General features: G+C 42.8%; 12 protein-coding genes and 2 pseudogenes. 7 read left to right on the top strand and 7 right to left on the bottom strand.

The genetic code is table 11. The features are described 5' to 3' along the window. Positions 1-19: 19 nt before the first annotated feature. The 4 genes and pseudogenes from CAL7507_RS27440 to CAL7507_RS33275 all read left to right on the top strand — a co-directional run. The gene (locus CAL7507_RS27440; RefSeq protein WP_015131747.1) at positions 20-1,354 is read left to right on the top strand and encodes an ABC transporter permease; all 1,335 of its coding nucleotides are present in this window, start codon (positions 20-22) and stop codon (positions 1,352-1,354) included. A gap of 2 nt (positions 1,355-1,356) precedes the next feature. After that, positions 1,357-2,037 (top strand): ABC transporter ATP-binding protein, encoded by a 681-nt coding sequence (locus tag CAL7507_RS27435; protein ID WP_015131746.1) that lies wholly within the window; start codon positions 1,357-1,359, stop codon positions 2,035-2,037. A gap of 361 nt (positions 2,038-2,398) precedes the next feature. Continuing rightward, positions 2,399-3,031: pseudogene (locus CAL7507_RS33280) on the top strand (S9 family peptidase); the annotation flags it as partial. 39 nt (positions 3,032-3,070) lie between these two features. Then, positions 3,071-3,376 (top strand): annotated as a pseudogene (locus CAL7507_RS33275) (IS4 family transposase); the annotation flags it as partial. Positions 3,377-3,491: 115 nt separating this feature from the next. On the opposite strand, the gene CAL7507_RS27420 reads toward CAL7507_RS33275, so the two are convergent. The 4 genes from CAL7507_RS27420 to CAL7507_RS27405 all read right to left on the bottom strand — a co-directional run bounded on the left by CAL7507_RS27420 (position 3,492) and on the right by CAL7507_RS27405 (position 10,081). Next, positions 3,492-5,228 (bottom strand): diflavin flavoprotein, encoded by a 1,737-nt coding sequence (locus CAL7507_RS27420; protein WP_015131745.1) that lies wholly within the window; start codon positions 5,226-5,228, stop codon positions 3,492-3,494. 76 nt (positions 5,229-5,304) lie between these two features. After that, positions 5,305-5,817, bottom strand: a complete 513-nt coding sequence (locus CAL7507_RS27415) for a phosphate-starvation-inducible PsiE family protein (RefSeq protein ID WP_015131744.1) — start codon at positions 5,815-5,817, stop codon at positions 5,305-5,307. Between the two features lie 196 nt (positions 5,818-6,013). Beyond that, a complete protein-coding gene (locus tag CAL7507_RS27410; RefSeq protein ID WP_015131743.1) occupies positions 6,014-7,744 on the bottom strand; it encodes a diflavin flavoprotein in 1,731 nt (576 codons plus the stop codon). Between the two features lie 444 nt (positions 7,745-8,188). Beyond that, positions 8,189-10,081: an iron uptake porin gene (locus tag CAL7507_RS27405; protein WP_015131742.1), complete on the bottom strand. Its 1,893-nt coding sequence runs from the start codon at positions 10,079-10,081 to the stop codon at positions 8,189-8,191. Between the two features lie 342 nt (positions 10,082-10,423). Here CAL7507_RS27405 and CAL7507_RS27400 point away from each other — a divergent pair, with 342 nt between their 5' ends. Further along, positions 10,424-11,428 carry an iron ABC transporter permease gene (locus tag CAL7507_RS27400; RefSeq protein WP_015131741.1) on the top strand — a complete coding sequence of 335 codons (1,005 nt, stop codon included), beginning with the start codon at positions 10,424-10,426 and terminating at the stop codon, positions 11,426-11,428. Between the two features lie 64 nt (positions 11,429-11,492). Further along, positions 11,493-12,269: an ABC transporter ATP-binding protein gene (locus CAL7507_RS27395; protein WP_015131740.1), complete on the top strand. Its 777-nt coding sequence runs from the start codon at positions 11,493-11,495 to the stop codon at positions 12,267-12,269. Between the two features lie 40 nt (positions 12,270-12,309). Here the strand turns inward: CAL7507_RS27395 and CAL7507_RS27390 are convergent, their stop codons facing one another. Next, positions 12,310-12,570, bottom strand: coding sequence for a MoaD/ThiS family protein (locus CAL7507_RS27390; RefSeq protein WP_015131739.1), 261 nt, complete (start codon positions 12,568-12,570; stop codon positions 12,310-12,312). A 286-nt stretch (positions 12,571-12,856) separates the two neighbouring features. Between CAL7507_RS27390 and CAL7507_RS27385 the strand changes: the two genes are divergently transcribed. Beyond that, on the top strand, positions 12,857-14,188 hold the full coding sequence (locus CAL7507_RS27385) for a Rieske 2Fe-2S domain-containing protein (protein WP_015131738.1): 1,332 nt from the start codon (positions 12,857-12,859) through the stop codon (positions 14,186-14,188). Positions 14,189-14,697: 509 nt separating this feature from the next. Here CAL7507_RS27385 and CAL7507_RS27380 read toward each other — a convergent pair. Both CAL7507_RS27380 and CAL7507_RS27375 read right to left on the bottom strand, forming a co-directional pair. Further along, positions 14,698-15,420 carry a cadmium resistance transporter gene (locus tag CAL7507_RS27380; RefSeq protein WP_015131737.1) on the bottom strand — a complete coding sequence of 241 codons (723 nt, stop codon included), beginning with the start codon at positions 15,418-15,420 and terminating at the stop codon, positions 14,698-14,700. Positions 15,421-15,711: 291 nt separating this feature from the next. After that, entirely contained in the window at positions 15,712-16,362 is a 651-nt protein-coding gene (locus CAL7507_RS27375; RefSeq protein WP_015131736.1) for a DUF1003 domain-containing protein, read from the bottom strand. Positions 16,363-16,452 lie beyond the last annotated feature (90 nt).

Genomic DNA, 16,452 nt, shown 5'->3' with positions numbered 1-16,452 from the left:
TTTGTGGATACTTAAATTTATGCGTAGATCTACCCACCCCGCCCTGCGGGCACCCCTCCGAAGAGGGGATTTGCCGAACAAATCCTTTCTACGTTCATCTCGCCGTAGTAAGCGCAAAATCTCGCTGCTGGAAATATTTTTGATGGCAGTAGAAACCTTGTGGAGTAATAGAATCCGTAGCGGATTGACGATGCTGGGTGTAATTATTGGGATATCCTCTGTCATTGCGATTACTTCGATCGGTCAGGGAGTTCAAAAATCCACCGAGTCGAGCATTGCAGCATTGGGTACCAATATCCTCCAAGTCTCCGCAGCAGCAGCGAGAACGGGCGGCATCAGTCAGGGGGCTGGTTCTGCTAGTACGCTTACTTGGGAAGATGCCCAAGCGATCGCCAAACAAGTCCCCGCTGCTACAGCAGTGTCAGCGTTCTTATACCGCCCAAGTGTTCAGGTGGTGCGGGGTAACGTCAACATTTCAATCACTGCCATCGGCACGGATTTAAACTTTCCAGACGTGAGAAATGTCCGACCAGAATTAGGGATATTTTTTCAGCAGCAGGATTTAGATACAGCCAAAGCAGTGGTGGTAATTGGTGCCAAAGTTCGAGACGATCTGTTCGCTGCGTCAGAAACGGCGATCGGTAGCGATATTCGGATTCAGGGTAAACGTTATCGCGTAGTGGGGGTGATGGAGCGGAAAGGGGCTGTCGGGCTGCAAGATACAAATAATATGGTGTATCTGCCCCTAACTAATATGTCCGCTGAGATTGTTGGTAACAATGCGCTCACAGGTGTGGCAATTAACGGCTTTTGGGTAAAAGCGAGTAATCCCGACCAACTTGAAGCAGCAGAATTTCAGGTGGCAAATGTGCTGCGGCTGCGCCATGATATTCGCCTACCTAAAGAAGATGATTTTACTGTCACCAATGAAGTGGATCTGATTAAAACTTTCACGAGTATTATGGGGTCGCTGACGCTGATGGTTGGTGCGATCGCGGGAATTTCGCTAGTAGTTGGTGGGATTGGGATTGCCAATATCATGTTGGTGTCCGTGATGGAACGGACGCGGGAAATCGGGCTACGAAAAGCCGTCGGTGCAACTAGCGGCGCAATTCTGAATCAATTTTTGATGGAATCGATCGTCATTTCGAGTATTGGCGGTGCGATCGGGATTGGGTTGGGTGTAGCCCTCGCTTTCGCTACCGCTACGATCTTCAAATTTCCCTTTGTGGTGTCGCTATTGTCAGTGGCGGTGGGTTTTGTCCTTTCACTGATTGTTGGGGTACTAGCGGGCGGTATTCCTGCTCGTAATGCGGCAAAACTAGACCCGATCTTGGCACTACGTGGGGATTGATTATGGCAAGTATGATTTCTCTCGAAGATATTACTAAAACCTATCACTTGGACACGATCGAAGTCCCAGTCCTCAAGCGCGTGAATTTGTCGATCGAGGAGGGCGAATATGTCGCAATTATGGGAGCTTCAGGTTCGGGCAAATCGACCCTAATGAATATTATCGGTTGTCTCGATCGACCTAGCAGTGGACAGTATTTTTTAGCAGGTCAAAATCTGACTACGCTTGATGATGATGAACTTGCAGATATTCGCAATCAATATATTGGGTTTGTATTTCAACAGTTCAACCTCTTGCCAAAGCTCACATCTTTGGCGAATGTGATGCTACCGATGATTTATGCCGATGTTGATAAGTCGCAACGGGTCGAACAGGCGACAGAAGCATTAATCCAAGTTGGTTTAAGCGATCGCATCCAGAACCGTCCCAATCAACTTTCTGGTGGACAACAACAGCGCGTCGCCATCGCCCGTGCTTTAGTGAATCACCCCGCCTTAGTCCTCGCCGATGAACCGACTGGCGCACTAGATACCAAAACTTCCGAGGAGATTATGAATCTGCTGACTGAGTTAAATCAACAAGGTACGACGATCGCGATCGTTACCCATGATGCCAATGTTGCCGCTAGAACAAAGCGGATAATTCAGATGGTGGATGGGGTAATTATTGAGCAGGAGAAATAATTATAAAAGCTTAAAGAAGTCCAAGTCTACTTTGGAGAAAAAACTAAAAGCGCAGTTGAAGAAGAATTCAGAAGTCAGAATTCAGGAGTCAGAATCAATCAGTGGCGGGTCTGAATCCCCCACTGATTGAAGACCACTAAATCTTCGATTTAGTGGGGGTCTTAAACCCCTTGATTCATCCGCCAGTCGCACAAAATTCATGTCTGTTTTCTGGCTCCTGACTCCTGAATTCTGTGTTGATAAAACTGGAGAACAGCAAAAATGATTAACAAAATACCGATGCGCCGCCCCTCGCGCTCTCGTGCTGCTTTTTACCACCTATTCCGCTTCCGCCTGCTCACAGTCAATAACGGAGACACCTATGATTACTTATCCTCAAACCAAACAAGGCGATGTCGTCGAGGAGCAGTTCGGGGAGACGATCGCCGACCCCTATCGCTGGCTGGAAAACGATGTTTGCAGCGATAAGGACGTTGCTGCTTGGATCGAATCGCAGAATAAAGTCACCAATGCTTATCTTGATACCCTGCCTCGAGATATCTTCAAGGCTCGGCTGAAACAGTTGTACAACTATGAGCGGTTCACCATTCCGGTCTAAAAGGGCGGACGATATTTCTACTTCCGCAACTCCGGCGTTCAGAACCAGAGGGTTCTCTATGTCCGCGACAGCGTGGATGGCGCAGGGCGCGTGCTGATCGATCCCAACAGTTGGGCAAAGGACGGGGCGATCGCGCTGGCTGAATGGTCGGTTTCTAACGACGGCAAGCGTCTAGCCTATGCGGTGCAGGATGGCGGCACGGACTGGCGCACCATTCGGGTGCTGGATGTCAACACGGGCAAGGTGCTGGGCGATGAGGTCAAATGGGCGAGGTTCACCACCATCGCGTGGGCTAAGGATGGGTCTGGCTTTTTCTACGCCCGTTTCCCTGAACCTAAGCAGGGCGCAGCATCCCAGGGAAACGTAGAAAACCATGCCGTTTATTTTCATGCGATCGCAACGCCCTTCTCGCCCTTGCGCTGCTCTTTACCACCCCTGATTGTTGATGCCTTAATGTGTCCCTATCGTATCGGTGAGAGAGTGCGAGCTTTAAAACTACTACGAAACTGTGGTCAAGGGATGCTCCTAATGTGGGACAGAGGGTTACATTCTTATCGGATGGTTCATGCTACTCAAAATCGTGGATGCCAATATCTTGGAAGAGTTCCGAAGAATGTTAAATTTCCAGGAGAAAGAGTTTTAGAAGATGGCTCATATCTGTCGTGGATTGCTCCAGACCGTAAGTCCAAAAACAAAGGTGGAGAAAAGATTCAGGTTTGGGTTATAGAATACACTATCGACTCAGAGAATGGACAACAAATCAATTAATGATTGCAACACATTTTTGGGTAGAGACGCGATTAATCGTGTCTCTACATATGGTCTATTTGCCGCATTTTTTTATACCTGGTAACTGTTAAAAATCGCTACCAGATTTACGGTGTTCAATGGCAGTTAGCCCTTCATTTTCTAATACTTCTCCTTGCTCGATTTCTGCATAAATCAACCATCTATCACCACATTGGATTTGATTTCTGACTGTACATACTAAATAAGCTAATGCCTCAGTTAAAATCAGACAACCATTAACAGCCGTTTGTGTGGCAAGATTGGCAAAGGAATTATTTCCTAAAGTGCTATAGCGAGAAAAATAACGACGGACATTTCTTCCCTCTTTCAGGATATTTAGCACAAACTGATCGCCGGGATGATGTAATAAATCTGCGTTTTGCTCTTGAGCGATCGCAATCATGATTCCTGGTGGGTTGAAAGTTGCTTGAGATATCCAAGAAGTCAGGAATCCTTTATGGGTTTCGCCATCACGAGTTGTGACAACACACAAAGAACCAATGATCCGCCCTACAGCTTGTGCAGTGCGATCTACATGAGTTTCTGTGACAATCTGACGAGGAGTACGCAGTTTCTTATTTTTTTTCAAGTTTTGGGCAAAGGTAGCACCAGAGAGTTGACACTGCTGTAAAATTTCGGGAGTGGGACTAAAACGCACTCGAATCGTTTCAAACCCTAAACGATAATTAGCATCTTTGAGTTTGCTTTCTAATAAATCAATTGCTTCACCACTCCAACCATAGGAACCAAATACCCCAGCTAACTTAGTTTTAGCGGCTGTAGAGAGGACTATTCCTAATGCGGTTTGAATTTGCGTGGGTGCGTGTCCGCCTAAGGTAGGTGAGCCGATAATTAATCCATCGCAAGCTTCGACAACTTGGGTAATCTCCGCTGAGTCTGCTAGTTCACAGTTGACTGACTCAACATTAACTCCATTTTGAATTAAGCCTTGGGCGATCGCATCAGCTACAATCGCTGTATTACCATAGGCAGATGCATAAAGTAACGCTACAGTCAACTCTTGAGATTTTTGCCCTTGACACCATTGACGGTAATCATAGGTAAAGCGACTCAAGCTATAACGGACAACCGGGCCATGAGCAGGAGCATAACATTTAGCTCCGAAAACCGAAAATTTATCTAAGGCTACTGCGACTTGTTTGGCTTGGGGTGCATGGAGACATTCAAAATAGTAACGACGTTCTGCATCTAGCTCTTTCCAGTCTTCATCAAACAAGATATCTTCGCAAATATGAGCGCCAAAAAATTTGTCTGTGTAAAGAACTTTGGTGACGGAGTCGTAAGTGCAAAGTCCATCCGCCCACCTGGGAGTCGGGACTGTCATAAATGATAGATTATGTCCTTGTCCTAAATCTAGATTATCCTCTGAGCGCACAACTTGAATGCGTGATTCCCATTCTGGAAAGGTAGTTTTCAGCGCATTAGCAGCAGGGCGAGAACAAATCAGCGTCACTTGCGGGGCGAGAGAAAGTAGTGCTTTTAAGGTGGCTCTGCGGTTGGGATTGACATGACCAAGAATGATGTAATCTAGGGTGGTGAAATCTATATGTTGTGCTAGTTGCTGGAGATAAATTTCTGTAAAGGATTCACCAGGGGGATCAATTAAGGCTTTTTTATCAGCTTGGATGAGATAAGAATTCGCCGTAGTTCCTCGTTGACGTGAGTATTCAACCTCAAATTTTAATCTTTCCCAAGTACGCGATCGCAAAATTAAAGTATCTTTGCCAATCTCGGCAACTTGCACATCTCTCGAACGTGACGGAGTTAAAGTAGCGACAGACATAGTAACCTCTTTGGGGAATGGGTAATGGGGAATGTGGACTGGGGATAAGGGAGACAAATGACCAATGACCAATAACCTAATGGCTATTATTTTTTGACAATTCCGTTTTGAGGCGATTTCTGTAGAGTTTTGATACTTGTTGTTCTGGATCAATTCCTTCAAAAGTAGGTGGGAGCCAAACTCGCAGAACGAGTAAAAGTCCCAAAACTAATAAGAAAGCACAAGTGGCTAAAACTTTACTCCAATCGGTTTCTAGAACGCCTTTAACAATGACTTCTCGCAAGGCGGAAACAATTGAAACTTCTACCGCTACCCCAATAGATATGCGTTGTTCTTGGAGATAAATAATCAACAGTCGAAATAACTCAACTAAGATGAGTAAAAAGAGAATATCGGCAGTAACAACATGAAAATCTAAAGGAGGAAGTAGAGAGAGAAACATATCTCTCACCTGCAGCACCATGAAGCTAAATAAACCAATGCACAGAGAAATCACAATCACATCTTGGATCAATTCCAAAGTGCGGACAATCCGCCCCCGATTGATTTCATACAGAGAAATGGGGGTATCTTCACCAGGCTTATACATAACTTTTTTGTAATTTGGGAATAAGGGAGATGAGGAAGATGAAGGGAGGATTTAGGAGCCAGAATCAAGATAAAATTTGATGAATTAATATACGAATCATATTAAATTCCTTCTAAATTCTGACTTCTGACTCCTGAGTGCTGAATTCTTACGGATACATGAGGAATATTTAATGCCCTATTCCCCATTTCCCAATTTAGTAATGATTGCCAAATTTGCGATGATGAACAGCAGTAAGTGAATTAACTTTAGCCACTCTTCCGGTTTGGACAGTGCTATAAATCACCCAATGATCGCCGCAATCCATCCGGCTAGTGATTTCGCATTCCATATAAGCTAGGGCTTCAGCTAAAATTGGAGATTCATTAGTAGCTGGATAAGTTTTGACTCCAGCAAAACGGTCTGCACCGGGAGCAAAACGCTTGAGAAAATGTTTCATTAAGCCTTGATAATTGCCATCTTCTAAAACATTTAAAACGAAGCGATCGCCTACATGCATCAAGGATTCAATAGCTCGTTCTTTAGCTACAGCGATCGCCACTCCTAAAGGATTCAGACTAGCTTGCGTCACCCAAGAAGCAAACATTGCACTCTGAATTTCTCCTTTTTTGGCAGTGATAATATATAGCCCGGTGCTAATACGTCCCAGGGCTTTCTCTAAGTCTGTATTGATAGATTTTATCTGTTTAATTGTGCGATCGCGGGTTAGCCATTGACCCATATCTATACCTGCTTCATCACACAATTGTTCTACGGCTGGGGTGGGAATTTCTTTAACTAAGATAGGTGGAAAAGCTTCAGTTAATCCCAATTCTTGAAACTTATTGCGTAAGGGGTAAATTGGTTCATCTTCTCCTCCCCCTGTCTCAAATAAACCAATGGTTTGCTTATGATGAACAGCAGCTAAAATGGTACTTAAAGCAGCATGAGCCGCTATTGAAGATTGGGGCGGCATAGCAATAATTAAACCAGAAGCTTGAGCTACTAATTCTCTCACTTCTTGCGGCTCGGCACTATTAAAGTCTACCAATTCAACTGCCACATTTGTTTTAGTAATGCCATGTGCTATGCTATGTGCTAAATGGTCGCTATAACCGTAATCTTCAGCATAAAATATAGCTACTAATGTCTCTGCTTTGGCTTGTTCTAAGCTCCAGCTTTGATACCGTCCAATACATTCTGCAAGATTTTGTTGTAATAAAGGCCCATGTCCTGTGGCGATTGTGCCTATTGTTAACTTTTCAATCCGTTTTAAAGCTGCTAATACAGAACGTGCATTTGGCCCCATCAGGCAATCATAGTAATATTTAAAATCCTCCTCTATGGAGATGAAATTTTCATCATAGGTGTGATCATCACAATAGTGCATTCCAAACACATCGCAGGTGTAGAGAATCCCTGTTTTGTGATCGTAGCTAAAGATTGTGTCTGGCCAGTGTAAGTTAGGCGCAGAGATAAATTCTAATTCATGTCCGTTGCCTAAATCTAGGCGATCGCCATTTTTTACCAGCATTGATTTAAAAGGCTGGTGAACCATATTTTCTAAAAATTGAATTGCTATCTTAGCGCCAACAACAGTAATAGAGGGCGCTAATTTTAAGATATCTTTGACTAAGCCACTATGATCTGGTTCTGTGTGACTGATAATCAAATAGTCTATTTGAGACGGATCAATTAAGCCTAACAGTATCTCAAGATATAATTGCTCGAACTTGCGGTGAGAAGTATCAACTAGAGCAACTTTTTCTCCTTGAATTAAAAAAGAATTATAGGTTGTCCCATTCTGTAAACCAAACTCGATGTCAAAACGCTCTCTATCCCAGTCGAGAGAACGGATAGCTGTTGTTTGAGGCGCAATCTCGATAGTTTGAATTGTCAAACGTCCTGGAGTTGAATTAGCTTGATGAAGCTGTGTGAGTGCAACCATTCGTTTTCTCCAAAACTAATATTATTTGCAGTAAGTGTTATTATCCTTAACTTTGACTCATAAATATAAAATAGTAAAATGCTAATTTATAAAGCTATTGATTAGAAAGATTGATGATTGATTTAGCATAGATTTTTCTATAGCGATCGCATAAGCAATCACATGATTAAATTAGAACTATAGGTAGGGTGGGCAATGCCCACCATATCCGGGTTTTGGTGGGCATTGCCCACCCTACAGTGCTTGATATGCAAATCTTTTAGAATTGCTATAGAGCGATCGCATTATATAAATTTGCTAATAAGATGTACCTAAAAAGCAAAGATCCCCGACTTCTACCCTGCGGGAAGCCACCCTATGGGTGTCTATAAGAAGTCGGGGATCTGGGTTGCTGATGAATAACGCTTTCTCTATAGTAATGAAAGAGTTATGCACTAAAAAGGTTTAGAAAGTAAACGTAGAGCGGAGTACGCCTACCGTTGTTGTTTCATTGTTACTATCACCTTCAGGATTAAATAGCACAAATGCACCTGGAGTAATGCTGATATTGTCACTTACTTTAATCCGGTAGTAAGCCTCTAAATGGTAAGGAACAGCTCGATTGACACCAGGAGAGGTAAGTGTAGATGCACCATCAGCAGAGGTACGATATAGTGGCTGTCCAAAAATTATTCCTGCATTATTTCCTTGTTTGAATAAATCTTTGAAGTGCAGTCCTACCATCCAACTAGTGAATGTGCTAGAAGCACTAATACTAGCTGAAGAATCATCTACAAATAGCGCAGCACCGTAGCCAGCTAAAGAAATTTTGGGAGAAACCCGCCAATTTACAGTTCCGCCAAAGGAGTTAAGTTTAACTGGTGTTCCCAAAGGAACATTACTTAAAGCACCACCAATATCATTACTTGTTAACCCTGTACCCATAATGTTAATTTGGTGATAACTATTGGCATAGTTTAAACCAATATCTATGGCACTACTCGGTCTAAAAGTTAATTGTGCTGCGACAACACTACTACCACTAAACAAACCTGATCCTAAAGGTGTACCAGAAACTCCTGGTTGAATATCTGCAGCCGAACTAGGCAAGTTAGCATTGACATTGCCATACAAAGCTCTGAAATCTAATTGCTTGGAAATGTTGAAAATAAATCCAGCTGCTGATGCTAAACCAGAACCAGAAGTACCACCAGAAATCCGGACTACAGGATTCAAACCTGCAAAGCGGGAAATCGCTTCTTGCCCTTCACCATAAAAAGGTAAAATTGCCGGAAAGGCATCTGAAGTTTCGGCTGCAGTTCCAGCAAATAATGTTAATTGATCAGCAACGGGAAAGATATACAGCAGTTTGTAGAGTTGCAGAGAATTGGGGCTGACGCTCGATAATGTTTTCACGTCAATACCAGGAAATTGGGGTTCAAAACTTGTACGAGCGCTACTAGCGCTGAGTACGGGCGAAGCTAATCCTAAAGTTCCTTGAACACTACTACTACCATCTAAACCACCTAAAAAGTTATGGGCTTGTAAACCAGTAATTAGTAAGTCTTTACCTGTGAAACTAGTGGTGAGATTTAATCTAACTCTGGTTGCCAAGATGGTGTTAGGATCACCTTTTCCTGGTGCGCCTCCTGTAGCAGCAATACCTGCAACAATAACTTCCCCATTTAGTTTAGTAGTTGTGGAGAATTGATTGGCTTCTAATGTTGCTGTACGACTTTCTAAAGCATCTACACGACCACGCAATGTTGCTAGTTCGGCTGCAAATTCTTCTTGCAATTTCTGCAAAGTTGCCAAGTCTTGTTTAGTGACTAAATCAGCAGTTGCTGTGGCAATTAGTTCGTTGACTCTATCTAAACAAGCATTCAATCCAGCCGCAAATTCATAGCGAGTTAAAGCACGATTGCCTCGATAAGTGCCATTGGGATATCCAGCAATACAACCATAGCGCTCAACTAGAGATTGCAGTGCTTGAAAAGCCCAATCATTAGGCTGTACATCAGATAGTTGTGAGACGGATGTCACCTGCGCCATTGTGTTGGCTGACGGGGGAGGTGTAGGGTCTGTAGTGATTTTTAAATTATCGACAGATGCATCTGTTTTTTGAATACCAGTATCCTTGCTCAATTCTGTTTGAGTTTCACTAGGAGTAACTCTGGAATTCAACTGGCTTTGATCATTGGTTATACTACCGTTAGTAACTTCTAATGTTTCAGGATTAGTCTTGACAATTGAGTCATCAACTACTTCTGAATTCGGCATTGCTTGGACTGGTAACAATCCAAAAACTAAACATAGGAAGCTTGTACCTCCAGCACAAGCTAGTAGATATCTGTTCATGGCAACTCCTCACTGGTATACACGGGATTTAAGCGCAATATTGAAGTAATTCAATAAAAATAGGTATATTTTGCAACAGACTACTGCCTGCTATACCTTAATTTTTATTAGTAAGCTTAGTGTATTGGAATTTACTTTTTATTACATGAGTGAATACCGTAATGATTGTTTATATACATTAAATACTGTTTAACGCCACAATGAACGCCAACTATGATTTGTCATTTAGATGGTTATCATTTCAATCAGTAAACCAGTTATTATCCTCCTACAAGACCTGTATTCCTCGAAATTGAAAATGGTTATATATTTCAATTCATCAAACTAGGCAATTAATTGCAAATGATTTTGATCAAACACCGCCTACTCTGGGCTGTTTTGCTTTTGGTGATAGCATTGGTGGTGACATTGGGGCTTTCCCTCTCTCAAGGTGCAGTACCTTTTAGTGTTCCCGAATTGTGGGACGCAATTCTACATCGAGGCGATCGCATTAAGCAGACAATTCTCTGGGATTTACGCCTCCCACGGATTATTGCGGCTTTAATTGTCGGTGCGGCCTTGGGAATGTCGGGCGCACTGTTGCAAGGAATGTTACGTAATAGCCTCGCTGATCCATTTATTTTGGGCATTTCTGCGGGTGCTGGACTAGTTGTCATAGTCATGGTAACGCTACAAATTTTTCCCGCAGCAATTCCTTTGGCGGCTTGGCTGGGAGCAATTTTGACTTCAGTGATAGTAATTTTCCTGGGACGCGCAGGTTCAGGAATTGCTGTTGAACGGCTAATTTTAGGTGGAGTCGCAATCAGTTCTTTATTTGGTGCTGTGCAAAGTACATTGCTTCTGCTAGCTGAAGACGGACAAATTCAAATTGCGCTCAACTGGTTGATTGGTAGCCTCAACGGCCGGGGTTGGAAAGAAATTATCACGGCTGGCCCCTATATTATCGTCGCCTTGGTGGGGGGATGTTTACTGGCGCGATCAGTTAATGTGCTGGCTTTGGGAGATGATATGGCTGTGGGTTTGGGAGTTTCGTTAACGCGATCGCGTCTTTTAATAGGTGGTGTCGCTACTTTATTAGCTGCAGGCGCAGTCAGTATCGGTGGCTTAATTGGATTTGTTGGCCTTGTCGTCCCCCACGGTGTCCGCCTAATCGTTGGCACAGATCACCGCTTTGTTCTACCACTTTCAGCCCTTGCTGGTGCTTGGTTACTCACCTTTGCTGATTTACTCTCCAGACTGGGAGCCATAGAATTACCAGTAGGTTCAGTCACAGCTTTGTTGGGTTCACCACTGTTTATCTGGTTACTTTATCGTCGTTCCCCTGGATTCAAAGTAACTGATAACTGATACTTCGACTTACCTCGACTTCGCTCGGCACAAGTCGCTCAGTACAAGTAACTGATAACTGATAATGCCCCTAGAATTACAAAATCTCACTGGCGGTTACACCACAGTACCAATTGTCCAAGATATTAACCTGACTCTGGCTACGGGAGAATGGTTAAGTTTAGTTGGTGCTAACGGTTCTGGTAAGTCTACATTACTTAAATTGCTCAGTCGTATTCTCTCCCCACAGCAAGGAATAGTATTACTTGATGGCAAAGCAATTCACTCTCAACCACCGAATTTAGTTGCCCAGAAACTAGCATTGTTACCCCAACAACAAACCGTGCCTGTGGGCTTAACAGTGCGACAATTAGTTAGTTTAGGACGCACGCCACATCAACCTTGGTGGCAATGGGAATTAAACCCCGCAGATTGGCAGAAAGTAGAAGCAGCAATTAAAAAGACGCAACTAGAAAAATTGAGCGATCGCCTCGTCGAACAACTATCTGGTGGTGAACGCCAACGTGCTTTTTTAGCTTTGGCACTGGCACAAGAACCAAAAGTATTACTATTAGATGAACCCACAACTTATTTAGATATCAATTATCAACTACAACTTCTAGAATTGCTGAAAAATCTCAATCAGCAACAAGAATTAACTATAGTCACAGTTTTACATGAATTAAATTTAGCAGCACGGTATAGTTCCCGCATCGCTCTATTAAAACAGGGTTATCTGTGGTCAGTGGGCACACCTGGAGAAGTTCTGACACCAAACACCATAGCGCAGGTATTTGGAGTGCAATCTGTGGTTATTGACACACCAGTCGGCTTGCAAGTTTGTGCGATCGCTGCTATCTAATCCTCAGTTTCTTTTTTCCCCTGCCCCCTGCCCCCTTGCCCTAGCCACCACTGACGGGTGGAATGAGGACAACTTCATCGCCATCCTGGAGGATGGTATCTGGTTCCACAAAGGTCATATTAATGCCAAAGCGGGTAAGCTCGCGCCATTGGTCTAGTTCTGGGCGATCGGCAATTAGGCGATCGCATACAAATTTGACAGGTGTATCATCGGGAAATTCCAGCACCATCTCTGATGCACCATAGGCTTCTTGATAAGCAGCGAATAATTTGACGGTGACAGTAATTGCAGAATTGGACATAAATGTGAGATTCCCCAACTTCAAGGTGCTAGGATTCTTGGCTCAAAGACTTTGCTCACCTTGATATATTGTTGCTAATTAATACCGTTTTTTTGTGAAGCTGCATATAATTCACCCCCCGGCTATCGCCGTCCCCCCTTGGCAAGGGGGGACTACAGGGGGGTATTATTATGTGCATCTTCATACGAATTGGTATAAGGTAATTTTGTTGTGGTTTAGCTTGAATTTTAGGTTTCAAAATTCAAGCCAAATGTATCATACTACTTTCACTATAATTCTTCGTAGAATGCAATCGGAATTTAACTTTTTCCAACACTGGTATCCTGTCTCACCCATTGAAGACCTTGATTCCCAACGACCCAATCCAGTCACAGTTTTGGGACTCCGTCTCGTCATTTGGAAGCCAAAGTCATCTGAGACTTATCGGGTATTTTTAGACCAATGTCCTCACCGACTGGCGCCTTTGAGTGAGGGGCGCATTGACGACAAGACAGGAAATTTAATGTGTACATATCACGGTTGGCAGTTTGATGCCCAAGGAATTTGTACCCACATTCCCCAAGCCGAAAACCCACAACTTGTTACCAAGAATCAACAAAATTTGTGTGCGGTTACATTGCCAACTCGTCAAGAAAATGACCTGCTTTGGGTCTGGCCTGATGCAAAATCAGTAGAACAAGCCGCCATCACACCGTTACCTTTGTCACCTCAAATAGATGCAAACAAAGGTTTTGTTTGGAATTCTTTTGTCCGTGATTTGGAATATGACTGGCAAACACTTGTAGAAAACGTGGCCGATCCTAGCCATGTTCCTTTTGCCCATCATGGGGTGCAGGGTAATCGAGATAAAGCCAGACCCATATCTCTAAGTATTGAGGAATCCACAGCCAGTTTAATTGAAGTTAGCACTGCGGGAAATTTCAGCACAAAAATTACTTTTGAACCACCTTGTCGCCTAGAATATGCAATCAATATTGGCAATTCTGATAAAAAGATGGGACTTGTCACCTACTGCATCCCTGTGTCTCCAGGCAAATCAAGGATTGTCGCCCAATTTCCCCGTAATTTTGCCCAGACACTTCATCGTTTCATACCCCGTTGGTGGGATCATATTACTAACCGGAATTTAGTTCTTGATGGAGATATGATTCTTCTGAGTCAGCAAGAATATTTTCTCCAACAAAGACAATTAACTGAAAGCTGGAAAACTGCTTATAAGCTACCCACAAGTGCAGACCGCTTAGTGATTGAGTTTCGCAATTGGTTTGATAAATATTGTCAAGGTCGGCTACCGTGGCAAGAAGTGGGAATTAGTCTGCCAGAAGATTTAACCATCAATGATAACCGTTTGGTAGTACTTGATCGCTACAATCAACATACCCGACATTGCAGTAGCTGTAGAAATACTCTGAAAACTATCCAATGGTTGCGAGCAGCACTTTTAGCATACTTTATTATTGTTGTTTCCGGAGTGGCAATCCTACCTGATTCACTGCGAATTAGGCTAGGTTTACCACTAATAATTACAGCATTATTAGGTCTGGGATTTTACACTTGGCTAAAATTATGGCTCAGTCCTAAATTTTATTTTGTGGACTATATCCATTCCCAGAGATAAGCTTGATTGTATTTAATTTTCCCTTGTTAGCTGAGGGGAGAATGGGGGAAAGTTTGATGGATTTTAGCAAAGTTACCAATATGCAGATTGTCAGTGTGACAGCTTAAGAGATTTCCTCCAATAGAAATTACCATGCGATCGTGAATAAAACGTAGGGGCAAACAACCGTTTGCCCTCTAATTGGTAAGATTATTTTTAGAAATTACATTAATATAGGACTCATATTTGATTTCTGAAATACATGTAGGGGAGCCACCCTCGTGCGCGGGTTTCCCGCGTTGAGAGGAGTGGCGTTGGGCATTGCCCACCACATCCGGGTTTTGGTGGGCAATGCCCACCCTACACTTAAGATTAAAGTGTACGGAATTTTTTCAATAATCAAACCGGATTCCTATACTTTATCTAGAGTTAAGATGAAGGGATTTTCGTCAAATAAAGGGCGGGGAAACACACATTAGGGGCGGGGAAACCCCGCCCCTACAATCATTCTTTTTGCAAATTTGTTATGACTAACCTCGTAAGTCTACACCAGAAGATGTTGCTGCTTGCCCGTTGATTGCATACAGTTTTACAAGTCCCATCAAACACAAGCAGCTAGCTACTAAGGCAATTGGATTTAAAGAGGCACTGTCTAGAATAATAAATATACCCAAGCCTATTAACACAAAGGGAACAAGATTGTTGCCATAGCGAGTTAAAATATTAGAAATTGCAGGTTGACAAGTCAACTTATAAGTTACGTAGCACCAAACCCCAACTAGTGATAAGAAGACTGCAATAATCACCAGTAAGCTAGAGATATTAGTGTTAGCAAACAATGGCATATAAATACTGACATTATCACTGCCATTGGCAATAGTCACAGCTGCCACACTACAGGTTTGAGGTGATAGAAAGTTAGTGAAAATAGAAGAATGAGATAAATCTGTTTCTGTGTCTGCGTCTGATGACGAATCACTTTCTGGATTCAGCAGACGATTTAGTCCAACAGTGATGGGTACTAGACCTAAAAGACCAACTAAATGAGGTGGTAAGACCAAGCCTCCCAGAAAACCAACTAAGCTAGCAACGACCAGAGTACTGAAACCTAGATACTGACCAATTACAATGTGACGATGACGGAAAGTCGCATTTACCTGGGAAAACAACAGCGTGAGGATAACTAAATCATCCAAATTTGTGGCGGTAAAAGCTGTGATTCCTGTGGGTATTGCGGTGACGAGTTCGTTCATTTCTATCTCTCCTAAATCTTCACACTAGTAGTTGTTTGACCTAGTGTTGGTGTGTGTCTACAAATATCTGGCGAATTAGTTTTGCATCGAGCTTGAGGGGGATTCAAGGAAACATGTATAATTTCACTCTGTGATATTATTTGAACCCCAGACAATATTTTATTTTCAAAATACTTAAAGGATATCCAGATGCAGAGCGAGAGCTTGACTCAATAATGCAATGCAGCGAATAAATTAACATTCAGACTCTCATTCTATCGGGGCGATCGCAGTAGTTTTCTTGGCACAATCTTAGCGACGCATGATTTTATCGATCACTTTGCTGTTGTCGCCAATTGGCTGCTCAGTTTTCACATGTTTGTTAGCAGTAACTTCTCTTGGTAATTGACTGCTAGTTGTTAAATTCATTCCTGGTAACAAACTTACTTTCAACTCTTTATTTTCTTTAGAGACAGGAACTAAACTTACTCTTAGTTCATGGAGGACTCGCTGTTGTTCTTTGACTATTTGAGTCAGTTCTGTTAGCTGTTGTGCGTGCAACTCATCCAATTTTTCATGGAGTAGTTCAATATTTTGTCCAGATCGCAAATTCACTAAATGGTCAATTTCGGCGTTTCTACGGTCAGTATCAGACTGGCGGTTCTGACTCATTAAGACAACTGGGGCTGTATAAGCTGAAGCGAATGAAAATACTAAGTTGAGCATCATGAATGGTGACTCATCCCAGTGGGGAACCCCAGGCATTAAGTTTATCCCCACCCACCCTGCCAAAATGGTGCTTTGGCAAATGAGAAATTTCCAAGAACCAACTTGATTTGCCAGTTTATCAGCGAGCCTCTGTCCAGAAGTTAATTCATCTGTGGTGGTTTGGATTGCTACTAATGGCTTTTGGGCTACTTTGGCATCAACACGGCTTGCTAATACGGTTTTTAAGGGATTCATCTTGCACCTCTTTGTGTATCTTTTCGTTTGTCCTCATGGTTTTTAATCTACGGCTTTCAACTGATAAATACAAATATCTTTACTTGTTAA

This window comes from Calothrix sp. PCC 7507 (genome assembly GCF_000316575.1).
Classification (GTDB): domain Bacteria; phylum Cyanobacteriota; class Cyanobacteriia; order Cyanobacteriales; family Nostocaceae; genus Fortiea.
This window is presented reverse-complemented; position numbering and strand designations above follow the sequence as displayed.